This window comes from Mycobacterium sp. C31M (assembly GCF_053345865.1).
The window spans coordinates 37,759-57,425 of sequence record NZ_JBKFAX010000015.1; the positions used below are offsets into that span (position 1 = coordinate 37,759).

The window sequence follows — 19,667 nt, forward strand, 5'->3', positions numbered from 1 at the left end:
GCTGCTACGGCCGTGCCACGCCCGCGTACCGTATGACTGTGGCTGTGAGTTCCAAGACCTCGAAGGCGTCCAAGTCCGGCGGCCGGTTCAGCAACCGGTTCTGGAAGATGCTGGGCGCCAGCACCGACAAGGACCAGGCGAAGTCCATGGCGGCGGTGCGCGCCTCGGCCAAGTTCGACGAGAAGGCCGCCGGCCTCGACGACGAGCAGCTGCGCAAGGCGGCGGGTCTGCTGGTGCTCGACGACCTCGCGGATTCCACCGATATCCCGCAGTTCCTGGCGCTGGTGCGGGAGGCTTCCGAGCGGGCGATCTCGTTGCGGCCTTTTGATGTCCAGTTGCTCGGGGCGCTGCGCATGCTGGCCGGGGATGTCGTGGAGATGGCCACCGGTGAGGGCAAGACGCTGGCCGGCGCGATCGCCGCGGCCGGATACGCGATCGGCGGACGCAGCGTGCACGTCATCTCGGTCAACGACTACCTGGCCCGTCGAGATGCCGAATGGATGGCCCCGCTGCTGGAGGCGCTGGGGCTGACCGTCGGCTGGATCACCGCCGACTCGACACCGGCGCAGCGTCGCGAGGCCTACGGCTGCGACATCACCTACGGGTCGGTCAACGAGATCGGCTTCGACGTGCTGCGCGACCAGCTGGTCATCTCCGTCGACGACCTGGTCTCGCCGAGCCCGGACGTCGCGCTGATCGACGAGGCCGACTCGGTGCTCGTCGACGAGGCCCTGGTGCCGCTGGTGCTGGCCGGCACCAGCCACCGCGAGACGCCGCGGCTGGAGATCATCCGGCTGGTAGGCGACCTGCGCGAGGGCGCGGAATACGAGACCGACGCCGACCGACGCAATGTGCAACTCACCGACGCCGGTGCACGCAAGCTGGAAGCCTCGCTCGGCGGGATCGACCTGTACTCCGACGAGCACGTCGGCTCCACACTCACGGAGGTCAACGTCGCGCTACACGCGCACGTGCTGCTGGAACGCGATGTGCACTACATCGTCCGCGACGACGCGGTGCACCTGATCAACGCCTCGCGCGGCCGGATCGCCTCGCTGCAGCGCTGGCCCGACGGCCTGCAGGCCGCGGTGGAGGCCAAGGAGGGCCTCGACATCACCGAGACCGGGGAGGTGCTCGACACCATCACGGTGCAGGCGCTGATCAATCGCTACCCGCGGGTGTGCGGGATGACCGGTACCGCGCTGGCCGCCGGCGAGCAGCTGCGCCAGTTCTACAAACTGGGCGTCTCGCCGATCCCGCCGAACACCCCGAACGTGCGCGAGGACGAGGCCGACCGCGTCTACATCACGGTCGCCGCCAAGAACGACGCCATCGTCGAGCACATCACCGAGGTACATGCCACCTCGCAGCCGATCCTGGTCGGCACCCGCGATGTGGCCGAATCCGAAGATCTGCACGAACGCCTGATCAAGGCGGGCATCCCGGCCGTGGTGCTGAACGCGAAGAACGACGCCGAGGAGGCCGCCGTCATCGCCGAGGCCGGCACCGAGGCCCGGGTCACGGTGTCCACCCAGATGGCCGGTCGCGGTACCGATATCCGGCTGGGTGGCTCCGATGAATCGGGCCATGATGCGGTCGCCGAGCTCGGCGGCCTGCACGTCATCGGCACCGGGCGGCACTACACCGAACGGCTGGACAACCAGCTGCGCGGCCGCGCCGGGCGCCAGGGTGATCCCGGTTCGTCGGTGTTCTTCTCCAGCTGGGAGGACGACGTGGTGGTGTCCTTTCTGGAGCCCAACAAGCTGCCACTGCAGACCGACGGCGACGGCAGGATCACCAGTCCCAAGGCCGGAGTGCTGCTCGACCACGCCCAGCGTGTCGCCGAGGGCAAGACGCTGGACCTGCACGCCAACACCTGGCGCTACAACCAGCTGACCGCCCAGCAGCGCGCCATCCTGGTCGACCGTCGTGACACCCTGCTGCGCACCGATGCGGCCCGCGAGGAGCTCGAAGAGCGTTCACCCAAGCGCTACGCGCTGATCGCCGAGAATGTCTCCGAGGAACGGCTGACCGAGATCTGCCGGCTGATCATGCTGTATCACCTGGACCGCGGCTGGGCCGACCACCTGGCGTATCTGGCCGATATCCGGGAGAGCATCAGCCTGCGCGCACTGGGCAACCAGAGCCCGCTCGACGAGTTCCACCGGATGGCGGTCGACGCGTTCGCCTCGCTGGCTGCCGACGCCATCGAGGCGGCGCAGCAGACCTTCGACACCGCCAACATCGTCGACAGCGACGAGGACGGGGTGGCCGGTCTCGATCTCTCCAGGCTGGCGCGGCCGACCTCGACGTGGACCTACATGATCCACGACGATCCGCTTGCCGATAACGTCATGTCGGCGCTGAGCCTGCCGGGCGTGTTCCGCTAAGTTTCTAGCCATGGACGGGGGAGCGGGATCCCGGGCGAGCGGAGCGACGGGAGATGGGCCCCGTGCGGGCCGGGATCGAATTTTCACGATCCCCAATGTGCTCTCGGTGATCCGGCTGCTGCTGGTGCCGGTGTTCCTGTACCTGCTGTTGATCGCCGGAGCCGTCGGGTGGGCCGTGGCGATCCTGATGTTCAGCGGGTTCTCCGACTGGGCGGACGGCAAGATCGCCCGCCTGGTCGACAACCAATCCTCGCGCCTGGGCGAGCTGCTGGACCCCGCGGTGGACCGCATCTACATGGTGGTGATCCCGGTGGCGTTGGCCGCCGCCGGCGTGGTGCCGTGGTGGTTCGTGGTGGTGCTGCTGGGTCGTGATGTGCTGCTGGCGGCGACGCTGCCGCTGCTGCGCGGCCGTGGGCTGACCGCGCTGCCGGTCACCTATATCGGCAAGGCCGCCACCTTTGCCCTGATGTCCGGGCTGCCGCTGGTCCTGCTCGGCCAGTTCGACGCCTTGTGGAGCCGGATCATCCTGGCCTGCGGATGGGCGTTCCTGATCTGGGGGCTGGTGCTCTACCTGTGGTCGGCCGTGGTCTATCTGGTTCAGGTGCGGCTGGTGTGGCGGCGGCTGCCCCGTACCCCCGCACCGCGCAAGCGGGTCGCCGATGGTTGAGCCGCGCAACCCGCTGGGTGGCTACAACCCGCAGGCCGGTCTGAACGCGCACGAAGCCGATGCGCCGCAACGCATCCCGGTCCCGTCACTGTTGCGTTCGTTGCTGTCCGATCACCTGGACCCGGGCTATGCCGCCGCGGCCGCGGCACGGGCCGACGCACCGCCGCGGCGCCTCCGCGGGTGGGGCTGGACGCTGCTGGGCGGGCTGCTGGTCGCCGCGGTCTTCGCCGCGGCGGCATCGCAGGCGCAGTCGCTGGCCCCGGCCAACCGGCAGACCCAGCAGGTGTTGGCCGACAGTGCCCGCGCCGCCGAGGCCCGTACCGCCGCCGTCGAGGCCACCCGCGACACGTTGGCCGCCGACGTCGAGACAGAACGGCGCAGCCGGCTGGCCGGTGACGAGCAGGGCCGGCTGCTGCTGGCCCAGCTCGACGATGCGGAGTTCGCCGCCGCCATCACCCCCGCCATCGGGCCGGGGCTGACGGTCACCGTCACCGATCCGGGCGTGGCCGGCGGGCTGACCGATGTGACCAAACAGCGGGTCGCCGGCAGCCAGCAGGTCATCCTGGACCGCGATCTGCAGCTGGTCGTCAACTCGCTGTGGGTCGGCGGTGCCGAGGCGGTGTCCGTCGGTGGGGTGCGGGTCGGGCCGAATGTCACCATCCGGCAGGCCGGTGGCGGCATCCTGGTCGACAACCGTCCCATCACCAGCCCTTATGACGTCATCGCGCTCGGTCCGCCGCACGCCATGCAGGACGTGTTCGACCGCAGTCCCGGCATGCAGCGGCTCCTGCTGCTGCAGCGGTCCTACGGGGTCGGGGTTACGGTCAGTGTCGGTGAAGCCCTGAGTGTGCCCGCAGGATCGGTCCGGGAGATCCGCTTCGCCAACGAGATCGGGCCTTAACCCATGGAACAGACATGATCGGAATCGCCGCGCTCGCCGTCGGCATCGTGCTGGGGCTGGTGTTCCACCCCGGGGTGCCCGAGGCCATCCAGCCCTACCTTCCGATCGCTGTCGTCGCGGCGCTGGACGCGGTGTTCGGCGGCCTGCGCGCCTATCTGGAAAAGATCTTCGATTCGAAGGTCTTCGTGGTGTCCTTCGTGTTCAACGTTCTGGTCGCCGCGTTGATCGTCTACGTCGGCGACCAGTTGGGTGTCGGTACCCAGTTGTCCACCGCCATCATCGTGGTGCTCGGCATCCGGATCTTCGGCAACGCCGCGGCGTTGCGCCGCAGACTGTTCGGAGCCTGAGGATGGCCGAGCATTCCGAGCCAGAGCACGGTCGGCACGAGATGCCGGCGGACAACGCCGCGGCGCCCCGGCGCACCCGGTCGCAGCTGGCCTTCGGTGCGCTCGGGGTGCTGCTGTGCGTCCTGCTCGGCGTCGCCATCGCCACTCAGGTGCGCCAGACCAACTCCGGTGATTCGCTCGACTCGGCCCGCCCTGCCGACCTGCTGGTACTGCTCGATTCACTGCAACAGCGCGAGGCCGCGCTCAACACCGAGGTCGCCGACCTGCAGCAGACACTGAACTCGCTGCAGGCCTCCGGCAGCAGCGATCAGGCCGCGATCGAGAACGCGCAGGCGCGACTGGAGGCACTGTCGATCCTGATCGGCAGCGTCGCCGCGGTGGGGCCGGGTGTCACGATCGCCATCGACGACACCGCGCGCGGCGTGTCCCCGGAAACCATGCTCGACGTCATCAACGAGTTGCGCGCCGCCGGTGCGGAAGCCATGGAGGTGCGCGGTACCGGCGGGCAGGAGCGCAGCGACTCGGGGAATGTCACCGGCGGTCAACCGGTCCGGGTGGGTGTCGACACCTGGGTGGTCGGTGCGCCCGGTGCGCTGCTGATCGACGGGGTGACGCTGGGATCGCCGTATTCGGTTCTGGCGATTGGTGATCCACCCACCCTTGCCGCCGCGATGAACATCCCGGGTGGGGCGATGGACAGCGTCAAACGGGTCGGGGGAGCGATGACGGTCACCCAGTCGGAGCGCGTCGACGTCACCGCCTTGCGGACACCGAAACCTCGCCAATACGCTCAGCCCGTCAAGTAAGCCCGCCCGCATCCGCCTGAAGGAGCCCCGTGAGCGAGATCCCGTCCGATCTGCAGTACACCGCCGAGCATGAGTGGGTGCGCCGCACCGGTGCGGACACCGTGCGGGTGGGTATCACCGATTACGCCCAGGCTGCACTGGGGGATGTGGTGTTCGTTCAGCTACCCGACGTCGGCGCCGCGGTCACCGCCGGCGACACCTTCGGTGAGGTCGAATCCACCAAGTCGCTGTCGGATCTGTACGCGCCGATCACTGCGAAAGTCATTGCGGTCAACGCTGAGTTGGAGGCCAACCCGGAGCTGGTGAACTCCGACCCGTATGGCGAGGGCTGGCTGGTCGAACTGCAGACCGAGGACTCCGCCCCGGAGGGGGCATTGCCCGGACTTCTGGACGCCGACGGCTACCGGGCAATCCTGCCCGAGTAGGTGTTGTTAGGGTTTTCGCCGAACGGTTCATCAGGGACAGGCGTGAGCAAGTCCGCGTCAGACGGATCCGGCGGTGGTGGACCCAATGGCCTGCCCGGCGCGGTACGGTCGATGTGAGACGCAATATGGTCAGAAGGGGCGGACGTGACGCCCCGGACGGCCACCGGCCAGGCACGCCACAGCAGCCAGTAGAGGAGCAGCGGGTGACGGAGAACAGCAACTTTCAGGCCGACCAGTCCGACGAAGTCACGGTGGAAACGACCTCGGTCTTCCGCGCGGATTTCCTCAACGAGTTGGATGCCCCGGCCAGCACCGGTACCGAGAGTTCGGTATCCGGAGTCGAGGGCCTGCCTGCAGGTTCGGCACTTCTCGTCGTCAAGCGCGGCCCCAACGCGGGGTCGCGGTTCCTGCTCGACCAGGCCACCACGTCGGCCGGTCGGCACCCGGACAGCGACATCTTCCTCGACGATGTGACGGTCAGCCGCCGGCACGCCGAGTTCCGGTTGGAGACCGGCGAGTTCCAGGTTGTCGACGTCGGCAGCCTCAACGGCACCTATGTCAACCGTGAGCCGGTGGACTCCGCGGTGCTGGCCAACGGTGACGAGGTCCAGATCGGCAAGTTCCGGCTGGTGTTCCTGACCGGACCCAAGTCCGACGACGCCGGCTGACGGCCGGAGCGCGCGCGAGGACCAGATGACCCAACCGGACCCGGCGCCCGCCGGGATGTCCATCGGAGCAGTGCTGGATCTGCTGCGCCCGGACTTCCCGGATGTGACCATCTCCAAGATCCGGTTCCTCGAGGCCGAGGGGTTGGTCACGCCGCAGCGGTCGGCGGCCGGTTACCGACGGTTCACCGCCTACGATTGTGCCCGGCTGCGTTTTGTACTGACCGCCCAGCGTGATCAGTACCTGCCGCTCAAGGTCATCAAGGCCCAGTTGGACTCCCAACCCGACGGCGAGTTGCCGGTCACCAAGACCGGTTACGGCGCGCCACGTCTGGTGCAGGTCTCCGATGCCGCCGACGCCGCAGATGCGGTGCGGCCCGCCCAGGTGCGGCTGAGCCGCGAGGACCTGCTGGAGCGGTCCGGCGTGGACAACACGATGCTGTCCGCACTCGTCACCGCCGGCATCATCAAGCCCGGGCCGGCGGGCCTGTTCGACGAGCATTCGGTGCTCATCGCGCAGTGCGCCCGCGCCCTGGCCGACTACGGTGTGGAACCGCGGCATCTGCGGGCCTTCCGGTCGGCGGCCGATCGGCAATCCGATCTGATCGCTCAGATCGCCGGACCGGTGGCGGCCGCGGGTAAGGCCGGCGCCCGGGACCGGGCCGACGACCTGGCCCGCGAGGTCGCCGCACTGGCGATCACCTTGCACACGTCGCTGATCAAGTCGGCGGTGCGCGACGTTCTCGACCGTTGAGGACTAGAATTTTCCACGACGGCTTCTTCGCGGAAGGCAGGCGCTGATGGGTGAGGTTCGGGTTGTCGGTATTCGCGTGGAGCAGCCCCAGAATCAGCCGGTGCTGCTGCTGCGTGAGTCCGAAGGCGACCGCTACCTGCCGATCTGGATCGGGCAGCCGGAGGCGCAGGCCATCGCCCACGAGCAGCAGGGCATCGAGGCGGCGCGCCCGCAGACCCACGATCTGATCCGCGATCTGATTGCCGCGTTGGGTCATTCGCTCAAAGAGGTGCGCATCGTCGATCTGCGTGAGGGCACCTTTTACGCCGATCTGATCTTCGACCGCGATATCAAGGTCTCGGCGCGCCCGTCGGACTCGGTGGCCATCGCATTACGCGTCGGGGTGCCCATCTATGTCGAGGAGGCCGTGCTCGAAGAGGCCGGCCTGCTGATCCCGGACGAGAACGGTGAGGACTCGGCCGAACCGGTGCGCGAGGATGAGGTCGAGAAGTTCAAGGAGTTTCTCGACAGCGTGTCACCCGATGATTTCAAGGCGACCTGACCAAGATCACGGATCCGTCTCGTGAGGTCGACACGCGGTGTGGGTGTGGGACGCGCGCGAAGCGGGCAGCCATACTTTTGATCGACGACGAGCAGTAGCGGCACTGTGTGGGGCGTATGCTCGACACATTCGACCCCGGTGTGGTGCGGGCACCGCCCCGGGAGCGATCGGCGAGAGGATGGACTGTGGGCGACACGCCACGCACGCCACACCAGGGGGAATTCGACCTTTCTTCGGAGTCTTCCGCGGGCGGATCGGCTCCGCCGGTGAGCAGGGTGGTCAGCGAACCCGTGCAGGGCGGACTGTTCCCCGATGACTCGATCCCCGACGAACTGGTCGGCTACCGCGGTCCCAGCGCCTGCCAGATCGCCGGTATCACCTACCGGCAGCTGGATTACTGGGCCCGCACGTCGCTGGTGGTCCCGTCGATCCGCGGCGCGGCCGGATCGGGCAGTCAGCGGCTGTACTCCTTCAAGGACGTCCTGGTCCTCAAGATCGTCAAGCGCCTGCTCGATACCGGTATCTCGTTGCACAATATCCGGGTCGCCGTGGATCACCTGCGCCAGCGCGGTGTCCAGGATCTGGCCAATATCACGCTGTTCTCCGACGGCACCACCGTGTACGAGTGCACCTCGGCCGAAGAGGTCGTCGACCTGCTGCAGGGCGGGCAGGGAGTGTTCGGTATCGCGGTGTCGGGCGCCATGCGGGAATTGACCGGTGCGATCGCCGACTTCCCCGGCGAGCGCGCCGACGGTGGCGAGTCGATCGCCGCGCCCGAGGACGAGTTGGCCTCGCGGCGCAAGAGCCGCGACCGCAAGATCGGATAGGTCCGCCGACTCACGAACCTGAAAAAAAGATGGCGAGGAATCTCTGATTCCTCGCCATCTTTGTCATTGTCGGCGCGTCGAGGTCGCGTCGCGGCGGCCCGATATCCCCCCGATCGGGATCGGCGAACATTTTTCTGGGATGGCGTTCGCCACAGTGACCCCGACCGCGCTCGGATGACGTTGCTCACACCCTGGGGATGTCGCAGGGTGGCATCTGCGGGTCCATGCCCTTCACCATGGGTTTCGGAAACCGGCAGCCGGTATCTGAACAGCTGGCAACAGGCCAGTGAACCGCAACCCGGTTACGTCCGTGTCACGTCGAAGTGACCACTGCTGCAGTTAAATTCGTGTTACAGGGCATCTGTTTGACAGATGTAGACGCTCGCTTTTGACTGTTTGACGCGGTCCAGTCTCACCTCGGAATCTTGACTTCATCGCGCTGGCATCGGTGCCGGCCCGGATCTCCAGTCTGAACCGAAATCTGTTGGGCCCATGAGAGGAAAACGATGAAGTCATTGACGAAGGTGATGGCCGCCTGCGGCGCGGCCACCGCGCTGGTGTTGACCGGCTGCTCCAGCTCGGCTGAAAGTAATTCCGGTGCAACGACACTGATGCTCGCCGTAGAGACCAGCGCCGGAGATCCGTTGGCCGACATGTTGCTTGCCTTTGCAGACGAGGTCGAGAACGAACTCGGCGACTCGGTCGAACTCACCGTGCAGACCGGCGGTGCGATCGGCGACGAGGAGGCGGTGCTGCAGGGCCTGCGGGCCGGAGCGATCGACATCGCCGCGGTCAGTGGTTCGGTCGCGAACCTGGATCCGAACTTCACCATCATGGACATGCCGTTCCTGTTCACCGACCGTGACACCGTGGTGGAATTCCTCGACGGTCCGTTCGGTGACGAGCTCAGCGAATCGCTGGTGGAATCGGTCGGAGCCCGCGTGCTCGGCTTCGGTGAGAACGGGTTTCGTCAGATCACCAACAATGTGCGTCCGATCAACACCTCGGCGGACCTGGCCGGGCTGAAGATCCGCGTGCCCGGCAACCCGGCCCGGGTCGCGCTGTTCGAGGCCCTCGGTGCCGCGCCGACCCAGATCGACATCGGTGAGGCCTACCTGGCGCTGGACCAGGGCGTCCTGGACGGCCAGGAGAATCCGCTCAAGGTCATCGACGCGTTCTCCTTCTACGAGAAGCAGCGTTACCTGTCGCTGACCTCGCACATCTACAGCCCGGTCTACCTGACCGTCAACGAGGACACCTGGCAGGGCCTCTCGCCGGAGATCCAGCAGGGCCTGGAGGCGGCCGCTGCGGCCGCGGCGGCGACCAGCCGCACCGCGGGTGCCGACGCCGACGAGCAGCTGCTGTCCAAGTTCGAGGCGGCCGGTGTGCAGGTCAACGAGGCCGACGTGAACGAGCTCAGTGCGGCCGTCACCGGCGTCCGCGACGACATCGCCGACGAGATCCCCGGCGACTTCGCCGGCCGCGTGCTCGCCGAGTACAGCCAGTGACCCCGGTGCAGCCCAGTAGCCGGCCCCGGCCCAGGCTTCCGCTCGGTGCGCTCAACACGGCGACCCGGATCGGGTTGGTGTATATGGCGTCCAGCACACTCATGGAGGCCGAGATGTACGCCATGGCCACGCCTGCGGCCACCATCCACACCAGCCGCGTCACCCTGCCCAGCGTCACCGTCGACGGTATCGACGCGATGATGCGATCGCCGGAGTTACGCACCGCCACCGAACTGGTGGCCCAGGCGCCGCTGGACGTGTTGGTGTTCGGCGGCACCAGTGCCTCCTTCCTGCACGGCACCGAATGGGACCGCATGCTCATCGGCCACCTCGAGGAATGGAGCGGACTCACCGGACGCTGTACCACCACCTCGACCGCGAGCATCGCCGCACTCAAGGCGGTGCAGGCCGGACCGATCAGCCTGGTCACGCCGTACCGGCAGGAGGTGATCGACCGCGCCACCCGGTTCTTCGGCGAGAACGGTCATCCCGTGGTCGCCAGCGTCGGCCTGGACATCACCAACGATCACGAACTGGCCCAGGTGCCACTGGAGCGCATCTATGACCTGGCGGTCCAGACCGACACCGACGACTCCACCGCGGTGTTCATCAGCTGCACCAACTTCGCCAGCGTCGGTGCCATCGCGGCGCTGGAGGCCGAACTGGGCAAGCCGGTGATCAGTGCGGTCCAGGCGTCGTTCTGGTATGCCCTGCAGATCGCCGGAGTGTGGGCGGCCCGGCCTGGCTTCGGCTCGTTGGTGGACACCCGGGTGGAGGATGGCGAGTGACGGCCCGCAACGAGATGCACCCCATCGCCGACCCCGCGGACGTGGAGATGCAGCTCGACTCCAGCTTCGGAGTCGACCCGAATCCAGGCAGTCACAAGCTGATCGACCGGGTACTGGAGATCCTCTGTGCCGGCATGCTGGCGGCGATCACCATCATCCTGTTCGCCAACGCGGTGCTGCGCTTCGCATTCAACTCGCCGCTGGGGTGGACCGAGGAACTGGTCACCGGGCTGATGCTGTGGCTGACCATGCTGGGCTTCACCCTCGGTGTGCGGCGGCGCGAATCGATCGAGATCCGGGCCTTCGTCGGCCGGTTTCCGCTCCGCGTGCAGGTGTGGCTGAAACTGGCCACCGATCTGCTGACCGCAGCGATACTGCTGCACCTGGCCTGGTTCGCCTATCTGTACGTCACCAAGTTCGGCGGTGACCCCAGCCCGTATCTGCGGCTGCCCAAGGGTTTCTTCCTCGCGGCCCTGCCGGTCGGGGCGACGGTCGCGGCACTGGTGGTGCTGTTCCAGTTGCCCGGGTGCCGGGCAGCGCTGCTGCGTCAGCTGGAAGAGGAAGAATCGTGATCCTGACCCTCACCCTGGTGGTGATCGTCGGCCTGCTGTTGCTGGGCACTCCGTTGATCATCTCGATGGCCAGCGGTGTCGCGGTCTACGCCACCCTGGGCGGTTCGTGGATGCTGCAGTATCCCCAACAGGTCACCGACGGGATGAGCAGCTTTGTGCTGCTCGCCATGCCGCTGTTCATCCTGGCCGGTGTGGTGATGAATGCCGGCGGGGTCGCCGAGCGGGTATTCGCCTTCGCCCGTGCGATTTTCGGATCGCTACCGGGTGGACTGGCCCAGGTCGACGTGTCGACCAGCTTGTTCTTCGGCGGGATGGTCGGTACCTCGGTGGCCGACCTGGCCGGTACCGGATCCACCCTGATCCCGCAGATGAAGAAGCACGGGTACCCCGGCCCGTACGCCGCCGCGGTGACGGCCTCGTCCTCGGGCATCGGGCCGCTGATCCCGCCGTCCTCGCCGATGATCCTTTACGCCGCGGCCACCGGCACCTCGCTGGGCGCCCTGTTCCTGGCCGGCATCATCCCCGGCGTGATCCTCACCGTCGTACTGATGGTCGTGGTGGCCGTGCAGGCCCGGCGCAACGGCTGGGGGGAGAAGATCCCATACAGCTGGCGCGAGGTGTGGCGCACGTTCCGCGGCGCGTTCCTGGCCTTCGGAGTGCCGCTGCTGGTGGTGCTGGGACTGACCCTCGGGGTGTTCACCCCCACCGAATCCGGGGCGTTCGCCGTGGTGTACGCGATCGTCATCTCCTCGGTGGTCTTCCGGTCGCTCGGCGCACGCAGGCTCTACCGGTGCCTGGTCGAGGCGGCCGTGCTGACCGGCGAGGTGATGCTGATCGTCGGCGTCTCGGTCGCGCTGGGTGCAGTGCTGGCGATGGCCGGATTGCCCAAGGCGCTCACCGAATTCGCCACCCACATCGTGCCGGGTGACGCCCAGCTCGGCTACGTCCTGGTGCTCACCGTGGTGGCCGTCCTGGCCGGCATGTTGTTCGATCCGCTGATCCCGGTGATCATGCCGGTGATGCTGCCCACCATGTTGGCCGTCGGCATCGACCCGGTGTACTTCGGCGTCATCATCGTGCTGACGGTGATCATCGGCCAGGTCACCCCGCCGGTGGCGATGTCGCTGGTGGTGGCGGCCAAGATCGCCAGGGTGGACGCGTGGCGGGTGTTGCGGGCCAACACCCCGTTCCTGGTGGCCACCGCCGCGGTGCTGCTGCTGGTCATCCTGTTCCCGGCGCTGGCCACCTGGCTGCCCACGACTTTGGGGGAGTGACACGGTGACCGGTGTGGATCAACTGCGCGGGATTTCGCTGACCCAGCTGCGTTATTTCATCCGGGTCGCCGAACGCGAGAGCATGACGCGGGCGGCCGAGGACCTGTTCGTCGCGCAGTCGGCGGTGTCCTCGGCCGTGGCCCACCTGGAGAAGGAACTAGGTGTGCAGTTGTTCATCCGACGCCACGCCAAGGGGCTGATCCTCACCGCCGCGGGCAAGGAGTTGTTGCTGCGCGCCCGACAGACACTGACCGCCCTGGCGGAGTCCCTTGAGTCGATAGCCGGTGAGTCGCAGGCATTCTGGGGTCCACTGCAGGTCGCGTGTTTCAGTCCGATCGCGCCGTTCTATCTGCCGGCGATTCTGGCCGGCCTCAAATTCGACCACCCCGGCCTGGAGGTCCACGTCACCGAGGCGGTCGCCGGCGAGGTCGGGGAGTATCTGGAGTCCGGACGGGCCGAGGTGGCGTTGACCTACGACCTGGCGCTCGGCGACACAATCAGCCGTGACGTGCTCGCCGAGATCCGGCCCTACGCAGCGCTTCCCGCATCGCACCGGCTGGCCACCGCCGCGAACGTGCGGTTGGCCGACCTGGTCGACGAGCCGATGATCCTGGTCGATCTGCCCTACAGCCGTGACTATTTCATCGGTGTGTTCACCGAGCGCGGTTTGGCGCCCAACGTGCAGTACCGCTCCAGCAGCTACGAGACGGTACGCGCGATGGTGGCCCAGAACCACGGCTACAGCCTGCTGCACCAGCGGCCCGCGACCGACAGCACCTATGCCGGCGGCCGTGTGGTGGCCGTGCCGATCGCCGACGATGTGCTGCCGCTGCGCGTGGTGGTGGCCTCGCTGGCCTCGATGCGGATGAGCCGGCGGGCCAGCGCCTTTGCCGAGCGTTGCCGGACCGTGGTCACCGCGGCCTGCTGAAAATCCTGGGAGACCATTGCTTTCGCAGCTGCCCTGCATCTGGTAAAGCGATGTAGCACAGCGCTATTCACTGTTTGCCTGTGCGGGTCGCGGTGGCTTGGATCGAAGTCAGACCACTGATCCGAGATGGAGGCTACGTGAGCGGCACCGAGCTGACCCCGATGTACATCGAGACCCGATCGGGCCGGATGCACGTCGTCACCAAGAACGGGCACATCGACCGGCCGTGTCTGGTGCTGCTGCACCAGACCCCGCGTAACTGGGACGAATTCCGGGGTGTCGCGGACCTGATCGAGGACTACCGCCTGGTGATTCCGGACCTGCCCGGTTACGGCGCATCACAACCGTTGGCCGACAACACCATCGAGGCGACCGCCGGGGCAGTCCTGAACCTGCTGGACGCCCTGCGTGTTCCGTGCGCTCACCTGGTCGGGCATCACTTCGGCGGCCTGGTCGCCTATCAGGCGGCCGCCGCCGACCCCGACCGGGTGCAGTCGCTGGTGCTGTCGTCCACCCCGTTCATCGACGAAGGGGAGCGGGTCCGCCGACGCACCGCGCCACCGTTCAATGCCATTGCGCCGCAATCGGATGGTGGACATCTGGGGCAGCTGTGGCGGCGCCGCGCCGAGTATCTGGCCGCATCCGATCCGGCCGTGCAGGGTCGCTACATCCGCGACGTGCTGGCTCATCCCGACCCGGACCGTGGTCACGCGGCGGTGGCGGTCTACCGCTCCGAGGACGGGGTCGGCCGGTACCAGGGTCCGGTGCTGTGTCTGGCATCGGCCAGGGATCTGCGGGCCTTCCCCCGGCGCGGGCAGATCATGGCGGCGTTCCCGCAGGCCGACGAGCATGTGCTGGCTGACGGCGACATCGCCAGCCCGGAGACATGCGCCGCCGAATTCACCGCCGTGATAAGGGCATTCCACGCCGGTCTGGCCGTGGGGGCGACGTCGTGACCACGATGACGGCGGCGGTGCTGAGCGACCCGGGCGGCTCGCGGCCGCTGCGCATCGACAGGGTGCCGGTCCCTGTGCCGGGCGCCGGTGAGGTCATGGTCTCGGTCGAAGCGATCGGGCTCAACAATGCCGAGATCCTGCAGTGCCGCGGCCTGATGCCGGCCCCCGCGGACGGTATCCCCGGGCTGGAGTGTGCCGGTGTGGTGACCGCTGTCGGGCCCGAGGTGACGACACTGCGTCCCGGTGACCGGGTCGCGGCGCTGACCCGGGCCGGAGCCTATGCGGAATACGTCGCCGTGGCCGCCGATGCCTGCCTGCCGATTCCCGACGACCTGGACCTGTGTGTGGCCGCGGCGCTGCCGGAGGCGGCGGCCACCGCGTGGTGGAATCTGGTGTACCGGGGCCGGTTACGGGCCGGCGACCGGGTGCTGATCCACGGTGCGGCCGGGGGAGTCGGCTCGATGGCCGTCCAGTTGGCCCGCTCGCTGGGCGCCGTGGTCACCGGCACCGCTCGTGGCGCGGCCAAGGTGACGCTGTGCGCCGAACTGGGGTGTGACCAGGTGATCGACTACGGCACCGGCGATGTGTTCGACGCGGCGCGGCGTCTGGTGCCCGGTGGGTTCGACATCGTTCTGGACAACCAGGGCGCCACCGCCGTCGACGCCAACATCAGTCTGCTCGCGCCGCAGGGCCGGCTGGTCATCGTGGGGGTGGCCGGCGGCAGCCGGGCGACGGTGGACCTGGGCGCGCTGATGGCCGCCGGCGCCGAGATCTCCTCGTCGAGCCTGGGGCGGCTGCCCGACCAGACACGCGCCGCGATTTGCCGGGAACTGGCGGCCGAGGTGCTGCCGAGGGTGCGAACCCGCGACCTCTGGCCGGTGCTCGACGTGTCATCGCACACCCTGGACCGGATCGATCTGGCACACAACAGATTCGGCGCCGCCGACCGGGTCGGGAAGGTCGTGGTCACCGTCGGGGTCGGCATCTCGAAAACTGATGCGAAACAACGGAACTAGCTCTTTGTCAGATCGTCGCCGGGCGGGCAGCATGGAGGCAGCGGATACCAACGCTGACGTCCGCGGCATCAGCCCCGAATCCGAAATGCGAGGCATCCCAATGAAACCCACTCTGTCTACCGTGGGCACCCGGGACTTCATCCGGGCAGTCAGCTGCGCCGCGACACCGGTGACCATCGTGACGACCCGGGCGCACGACCTGCGGTGGGGTCAGACCGTCTCGGCGGTCAGCCGGGTCTCCGACGAGCCGGCGGTCCTGGGCGTGTGCATCAACCGCCGCAGCCCCATCAATGCCGCCATCCAGCACGGCGCCGAGTTCAACGTGTCCCTGCTCGGGCCTGGGCACCACAGTGCGGCGGACACATTCGCCGGTCGCCCACGCGGCGACCGGGCCCCTTTCACCTTCGACGACGACGAGTGGAGCCACGGGCTCAACGGTCTGCCGGTCTACACCGACAGCGTCGCATCGTTCGAATGCGCACTGCTCAGCGTCACCGACGTCGGCTCGCACCATCTGTACCTCGGCGAGGTTCGTCACGTCGCACACACCGATGCCGAACCGATGCTGCACCTGCGCGGCAGCTATCGCACGCTCTCGGCCAACCACACGGAAGGACAACACGCATGATCAAGACCGGAGACGAGTATCGCGCGGCCATCGACACCGGACGCGAGATCTACATCGACGGGGAACAGGTGCACGATGTGACCAAGCACCCGATGTTCGCCCCGATCATCGACATCCGGGCCCGGATCTACGACCTGGCGCACGAGGCGGCCACCCAGGACGTGATGAGCTACGTCGACGAGAACGGCGAGCGCAATTCGATCGCCAACAAGATGCCGCTGACACAACAGGATTGGATCGACAAGCGGGCCGCGATCGACCTGGTGCTGGACCAGGCGCGCGGTGTGGTCACCCGCGTCGGTGACGAGACGATCGGCGAGATGTGGGCCCTCTACGACGGGCAGGACGTCCTCAACGAGGTCGATCCGCGGTTCGCCGAGAACATCCGCAGGCACGTGAAGAAGGCGGCCACCGGCGACCCATTCCACATCTCGGCCAACACCGATCCGAAGGGCGACCGCTCCAAGCGTCCCCAGGACCAGGATCCGGACATGCTGCTGCACGTGGTCAAGGAGACCGACGACGGCATCATCGTCCGCGGCGCCAAGTACGAGACCGCCGCGCCGTACGCCACCCAGGCCTACACCAAGCCCACCATCGCCAACTGGGGCGATGCGAAGCTCTCCGACTATGCGGTCGGGTTCATCGCCGACCTGAACGCGCCCAACCTGAAGTTCATCTGCCGCACCGGATTCGCCGGGCGCCGCGACGCGGCGGACTACCCGCTGTCCAACCGGGTGGACGAGGTCGAGTCGCTGGTGATCTTCGACAACGTGCTGATCCCGTGGGACGACATCCTGTTCTACCGGCACACCCGGGCAGCCACCTTCGTACGCAGCTGCCTGCACCGCTACAGCGCGCTGCCCTACGTGCACCGCTCCATCCGGTTCGCCGACCTGATGATCGGGGCCGCCCTGTTCAACGTCCGGCAGACCGGCCTGGACAAGAACCCGGCCGTGCAGGAGAAGTTGGCCATGCTGGCCTGCTACCGCGAGGGTATCGACGCCCACCTGACCGCCGCGGTGGCCACCGCCGAGACCAGCCCGGGCGGACTGCTGATGCCGAATCAATCGTTGCTCTACGCCGGCCGGGTGTGGGCGCAGACCCAGCTGCCGCAGATGATGCACTACGCACGCGAACTGTGCGGCGGCCAGATCTGCATCACCCCCGATTCGGCCACCTTCGGCATCCCGGGGGCCGCGCCGTGGCTGGAGAAGTACTACTCGATCACCGACGAATGGCAGGCCGACGACCGCCGCAAGCTGCTGGCCTTCGCCCGTGACCTGCTCAACAGCGACTATGCCGGGCACCGGCTGACATTCCAGTTGTTCGCCCAGGCACCGCCGTTCGCGCACTACCAGGCCGTCTACCGCAACTTCGATTTCGACGGTCCGCTGGCGATGGTGCAGGCCGCCGCCGAGTTGTCGGACCGGGTGAACGGGGACGTCACCGCGTGAGACATCGACGTATCCGCCCCTTCAACACCCGTGACACCTACCCGGAACAGAACATCGACAACGATCTGTGCCAGGCCGTCGTCGCGGGCGACACCATCTATCTGCGCGGGCAGATCGGCCAGGATCTCGACTCCGCCGAAAGCGTCGGCATCGGTGATGTGGCCGCCCAGACCGAGCAGGCGATGGCCAATATCGAAATGCTGCTGGGCGAGGCCGACGCGACACTCGACGATATCGTGAAAGTGACTGTCTACCTTGTCGATCCGCGATACCGCGAGACGGTGTACCGGGTCATCGGGCGCTGCCTCAAGGGGGTGCACCCGGTGTCGACGGGTCTAGTGGTCAGCGCGCTGGCCCGGCCCGAATGGCTGGTCGAGGTCGACGTGATCGCAGTGCGGCAGGTGGCGTCGTGACGTTCTCGATGGCGGCCCTGGACCGCGACACCGGTGCCTTCGGCATGATCATCTCGTCCTCCTCGCCGGCGGTGGCGTCGCGGTGTCTGTCCATCCGGCCCAGCCTGGGAGCGGCGGCCAGCCAGAACGTGACCGACCCGCGGCTGGGCGGGCGGCTGCTGGACCGGCTGGCGGCCGGCGACGATGCGCAGTCCGCGCTGGACGCCGTGGTCGAGGGCCACAAGCTGCGCGACTACCGGCAGCTGACGGTGCTGGACCGGGCCGGCCGATCGGCCGCATTCAGCGGCGCCGGCGCACTGGGCACCCACCATCATGTGGCCGGTGACGGCGTGGTCGCGGCCGGCAACATGCTCGCCGGTCCGGCCACCATCGCCGAACTGATCCGCGGTTACGAGACGTCGGCGGCCGAGCAGTTCGAACGGCGGCTGCTCGACGGGCTGGCCGCCGCCTTGGCGGCCGGCGGTGAGGAGGGCCCGGTGTACGCCGCCGGGCTGCTGGTCTACCGCGAGGTCGACTGGCCCGAGACCACCCTGCGGGTGGACTGGGCCGAGGACCCCTACACGCGGCTGTCGGAGCTGTGGACGGTGTGGGAACCGCAGCGCGACGACTACGTGCGCCGGGCACTGGACCCGTCGGGGGCGCCGAGCTTCGGAGTGCCGGGTGATCTCTGAGGCCAAGGCGGCCGCCCGCGACCACCTGGACCGGGACTGGGAGACGGTGCGCGGCATCAGCACCAGGCTGCACGCCGATCCCGAGCCGGCCTGGCAGGAGTTCCGCGCCCACCGGATGCTCACCGAGCTGCTCGCCGAGCGCGGGTTCGCCGTCGACGACCGGGCCGGCGGGCTGGACACCGCGTTCCACGCCTGCACCGGCACCGGCCCGCTGCATGTCGCGTTCATCGCCGAATACGATGCGCTGCCCGGGCTCGGCCACGCCTGCGGACACAACCTGATCGCGGCATCCTCGGTCGGTGCGGCGCTGATGGTGCAGCAGGCCGACGTCCGGCAGGCGCTGACGGTGCACGTCATCGGCACCCCGGCCGAGGAGGGCGGCGGCGGCAAGATCCACCTGCTCGACGCCGGTGAGTTCGACGGTCTGGATGCCGCGCTGATGATGCATCCGGGTCCGGTGGACGCGCCGCGGGCCGAACCGCTGGCCGTCGCGCACTGGCGCGTCGCCTACCGCGGGGTGAGCGCGCACGCCGGCGCCTACCCGCATCTGGGGGTGAACGCCGCCGATGCCTTCACCGTCGCCCAGGTGGCCATCGGCCTGCTGCGCCAGCAGTTGCCGCCGACGACCCGGGTACACGGCGTGGTCACCGAGGCCGGATCGGCGCCCAACGCGATCCCGGATGCCGCCGCCGGCCGCTGGTACGTGCGGGCCCGCACGCTGGCCGAGCTGACCGGCATCGAAGGCCGGATCCGGAAGTGCTTCGAGGCCGGCGCCCTGGGCACCGGCTGCGAGTTGGAGATCGAACTGGAGTCTCCGCCGTACGCGGAGTTCCACACCGACGAGGAGATGCTGGATCTGTTCATCGCCAACGCCGCGGCGCTCGGCCGGGACATGAACGCCGAGCCGGCCGAGGGCGCCGCGGCGATGCGGCAGGCGTCGACCGACATGGGCAATGTGTCTCAGCGGGTGCGCGCCATCCACCCCTATCTGGGGATCGGGTCGCTGCCCGCGGTGAACCACCAGCGGGAGTTCGCCGATGCCGCGGTGGGTCCCGCAGCCGAGGCCGCGCTGCGCGACGGTGCCACCGCACTGGCGTGGACGGCGGTGGATCTGGCCGACCGGTAGAATGAGC

The 19,667-nt window shown here is 68.0% G+C and carries 22 protein-coding genes; all 22 read left to right on the forward strand.

Annotated elements, in window-relative coordinates; translation table 11 throughout:
- Positions 1 to 44 precede the first annotated feature (44 nt).
- Positions 45 to 2,390: an accessory Sec system translocase SecA2 gene (gene secA2, locus ACLBYA_RS21930; protein ID WP_447711707.1), complete on the forward strand. Its 2,346-nt coding sequence runs from the start codon at positions 45 to 47 to the stop codon at positions 2,388 to 2,390.
- A 10-nt stretch (positions 2,391 to 2,400) separates the two neighbouring features.
- Positions 2,401 to 3,057 carry a CDP-alcohol phosphatidyltransferase family protein gene (locus ACLBYA_RS21935; RefSeq protein WP_447711560.1) on the forward strand — a complete coding sequence of 219 codons (657 nt, stop codon included), beginning with the start codon at positions 2,401 to 2,403 and terminating at the stop codon, positions 3,055 to 3,057.
- On the forward strand, positions 3,050 to 3,958 hold the full coding sequence (locus ACLBYA_RS21940; protein WP_447711561.1) for a DUF881 domain-containing protein: 909 nt from the start codon (positions 3,050 to 3,052) through the stop codon (positions 3,956 to 3,958). Before ACLBYA_RS21935 ends, ACLBYA_RS21940 begins: the two co-directional genes overlap by 8 nt.
- Positions 3,959 to 3,972: 14 nt before the next feature.
- A complete protein-coding gene (locus ACLBYA_RS21945) occupies positions 3,973 to 4,305 on the forward strand; it encodes a small basic family protein (RefSeq protein WP_447711562.1) in 333 nt (110 codons plus the stop codon).
- 2 nt (positions 4,306 to 4,307) lie between these two features.
- Positions 4,308 to 5,111, forward strand: a complete 804-nt coding sequence (locus tag ACLBYA_RS21950; protein ID WP_447711563.1) for a DUF881 domain-containing protein — start codon at positions 4,308 to 4,310, stop codon at positions 5,109 to 5,111.
- Between the two features lie 29 nt (positions 5,112 to 5,140).
- Complete coding sequence (gcvH, locus tag ACLBYA_RS21955; protein WP_447711564.1) at positions 5,141 to 5,536, forward strand: glycine cleavage system protein GcvH; 396 nt, start codon at positions 5,141 to 5,143, stop codon at positions 5,534 to 5,536.
- Positions 5,537 to 5,739: 203 nt separating this feature from the next.
- On the forward strand, positions 5,740 to 6,204 hold the full coding sequence (gene garA / locus ACLBYA_RS21960) for a glycogen accumulation regulator GarA (RefSeq protein WP_447711565.1): 465 nt from the start codon (positions 5,740 to 5,742) through the stop codon (positions 6,202 to 6,204).
- Positions 6,205 to 6,229: 25 nt separating this feature from the next.
- Positions 6,230 to 6,955, forward strand: coding sequence for a transcriptional regulator FtsR (gene ftsR / locus ACLBYA_RS21965; protein ID WP_447711566.1), 726 nt, complete (start codon positions 6,230 to 6,232; stop codon positions 6,953 to 6,955).
- 46 nt (positions 6,956 to 7,001) lie between these two features.
- A complete protein-coding gene (locus ACLBYA_RS21970) occupies positions 7,002 to 7,496 on the forward strand; it encodes a bifunctional nuclease family protein (protein WP_447711567.1) in 495 nt (164 codons plus the stop codon).
- Between the two features lie 185 nt (positions 7,497 to 7,681).
- On the forward strand, positions 7,682 to 8,323 hold the full coding sequence (locus tag ACLBYA_RS21975; protein ID WP_447711568.1) for a MerR family transcriptional regulator: 642 nt from the start codon (positions 7,682 to 7,684) through the stop codon (positions 8,321 to 8,323).
- A 506-nt stretch (positions 8,324 to 8,829) separates the two neighbouring features.
- A complete protein-coding gene (locus tag ACLBYA_RS21980; RefSeq protein ID WP_447711569.1) occupies positions 8,830 to 9,831 on the forward strand; it encodes a TRAP transporter substrate-binding protein in 1,002 nt (333 codons plus the stop codon).
- A gap of 83 nt (positions 9,832 to 9,914) precedes the next feature.
- Entirely contained in the window at positions 9,915 to 10,619 is a 705-nt protein-coding gene (locus ACLBYA_RS21985) for a maleate cis-trans isomerase family protein (RefSeq protein ID WP_447711570.1), read from the forward strand.
- Entirely contained in the window at positions 10,616 to 11,191 is a 576-nt protein-coding gene (locus tag ACLBYA_RS21990; RefSeq protein WP_447711571.1) for a TRAP transporter small permease, read from the forward strand. Before ACLBYA_RS21985 ends, ACLBYA_RS21990 begins: the two co-directional genes overlap by 4 nt.
- On the forward strand, positions 11,188 to 12,465 hold the full coding sequence (locus tag ACLBYA_RS21995) for a TRAP transporter large permease (RefSeq protein WP_447711572.1): 1,278 nt from the start codon (positions 11,188 to 11,190) through the stop codon (positions 12,463 to 12,465). Before ACLBYA_RS21990 ends, ACLBYA_RS21995 begins: the two co-directional genes overlap by 4 nt.
- A gap of 4 nt (positions 12,466 to 12,469) precedes the next feature.
- Complete coding sequence (locus ACLBYA_RS22000; protein WP_447711573.1) at positions 12,470 to 13,393, forward strand: LysR family transcriptional regulator; 924 nt, start codon at positions 12,470 to 12,472, stop codon at positions 13,391 to 13,393.
- 137 nt (positions 13,394 to 13,530) lie between these two features.
- On the forward strand, positions 13,531 to 14,349 hold the full coding sequence (locus ACLBYA_RS22005) for an alpha/beta fold hydrolase (RefSeq protein ID WP_447711574.1): 819 nt from the start codon (positions 13,531 to 13,533) through the stop codon (positions 14,347 to 14,349).
- 5 nt (positions 14,350 to 14,354) lie between these two features.
- Positions 14,355 to 15,365, forward strand: coding sequence for a zinc-binding dehydrogenase (locus ACLBYA_RS22010; protein WP_447711708.1), 1,011 nt, complete (start codon positions 14,355 to 14,357; stop codon positions 15,363 to 15,365).
- Positions 15,366 to 15,486: 121 nt separating this feature from the next.
- Complete coding sequence (locus tag ACLBYA_RS22015; RefSeq protein ID WP_447711575.1) at positions 15,487 to 15,993, forward strand: flavin reductase family protein; 507 nt, start codon at positions 15,487 to 15,489, stop codon at positions 15,991 to 15,993.
- A complete protein-coding gene (locus ACLBYA_RS22020; RefSeq protein ID WP_447711576.1) occupies positions 15,990 to 17,450 on the forward strand; it encodes a 4-hydroxyphenylacetate 3-hydroxylase family protein in 1,461 nt (486 codons plus the stop codon). Before ACLBYA_RS22015 ends, ACLBYA_RS22020 begins: the two co-directional genes overlap by 4 nt.
- Positions 17,447 to 17,863: a RidA family protein gene (locus ACLBYA_RS22025; RefSeq protein WP_447711577.1), complete on the forward strand. Its 417-nt coding sequence runs from the start codon at positions 17,447 to 17,449 to the stop codon at positions 17,861 to 17,863. Before ACLBYA_RS22020 ends, ACLBYA_RS22025 begins: the two co-directional genes overlap by 4 nt.
- On the forward strand, positions 17,860 to 18,534 hold the full coding sequence (locus ACLBYA_RS22030) for a DUF1028 domain-containing protein (protein WP_447711578.1): 675 nt from the start codon (positions 17,860 to 17,862) through the stop codon (positions 18,532 to 18,534). The genes ACLBYA_RS22025 and ACLBYA_RS22030 overlap by 4 nt, the downstream gene beginning before the upstream one ends.
- Positions 18,527 to 19,660: a M20 family metallopeptidase gene (locus tag ACLBYA_RS22035; RefSeq protein ID WP_447711709.1), complete on the forward strand. Its 1,134-nt coding sequence runs from the start codon at positions 18,527 to 18,529 to the stop codon at positions 19,658 to 19,660. The genes ACLBYA_RS22030 and ACLBYA_RS22035 overlap by 8 nt, the downstream gene beginning before the upstream one ends.
- Positions 19,661 to 19,667: the final 7 nt, after the last annotated feature.

Coding starts and splice junctions, on each gene's coding strand:
- ACLBYA_RS21935 (WP_447711560.1), top strand. CDS start 2,401: ATGGACGGGGGAGCGGGATCCCGGGCGAGCGGAGCGACGGGAGATGGG.
- ACLBYA_RS21940 (WP_447711561.1), top strand. CDS start 3,050: ATGGTTGAGCCGCGCAACCCGCTGGGTGGCTACAACCCGCAGGCCGGT.
- ACLBYA_RS21945 (WP_447711562.1), top strand. CDS start 3,973: ATGATCGGAATCGCCGCGCTCGCCGTCGGCATCGTGCTGGGGCTGGTG.
- ACLBYA_RS21950 (WP_447711563.1), top strand. CDS start 4,308: ATGGCCGAGCATTCCGAGCCAGAGCACGGTCGGCACGAGATGCCGGCG.
- ftsR (WP_447711566.1), top strand. CDS start 6,230: ATGACCCAACCGGACCCGGCGCCCGCCGGGATGTCCATCGGAGCAGTG.
- ACLBYA_RS21970 (WP_447711567.1), top strand. CDS start 7,002: ATGGGTGAGGTTCGGGTTGTCGGTATTCGCGTGGAGCAGCCCCAGAAT.
- ACLBYA_RS21980 (WP_447711569.1), top strand. CDS start 8,830: ATGAAGTCATTGACGAAGGTGATGGCCGCCTGCGGCGCGGCCACCGCG.
- ACLBYA_RS21985 (WP_447711570.1), top strand. CDS start 9,915: ATGGCGTCCAGCACACTCATGGAGGCCGAGATGTACGCCATGGCCACG.
- ACLBYA_RS22010 (WP_447711708.1), top strand. CDS start 14,355: ATGACGGCGGCGGTGCTGAGCGACCCGGGCGGCTCGCGGCCGCTGCGC.
- ACLBYA_RS22020 (WP_447711576.1), top strand. CDS start 15,990: ATGATCAAGACCGGAGACGAGTATCGCGCGGCCATCGACACCGGACGC.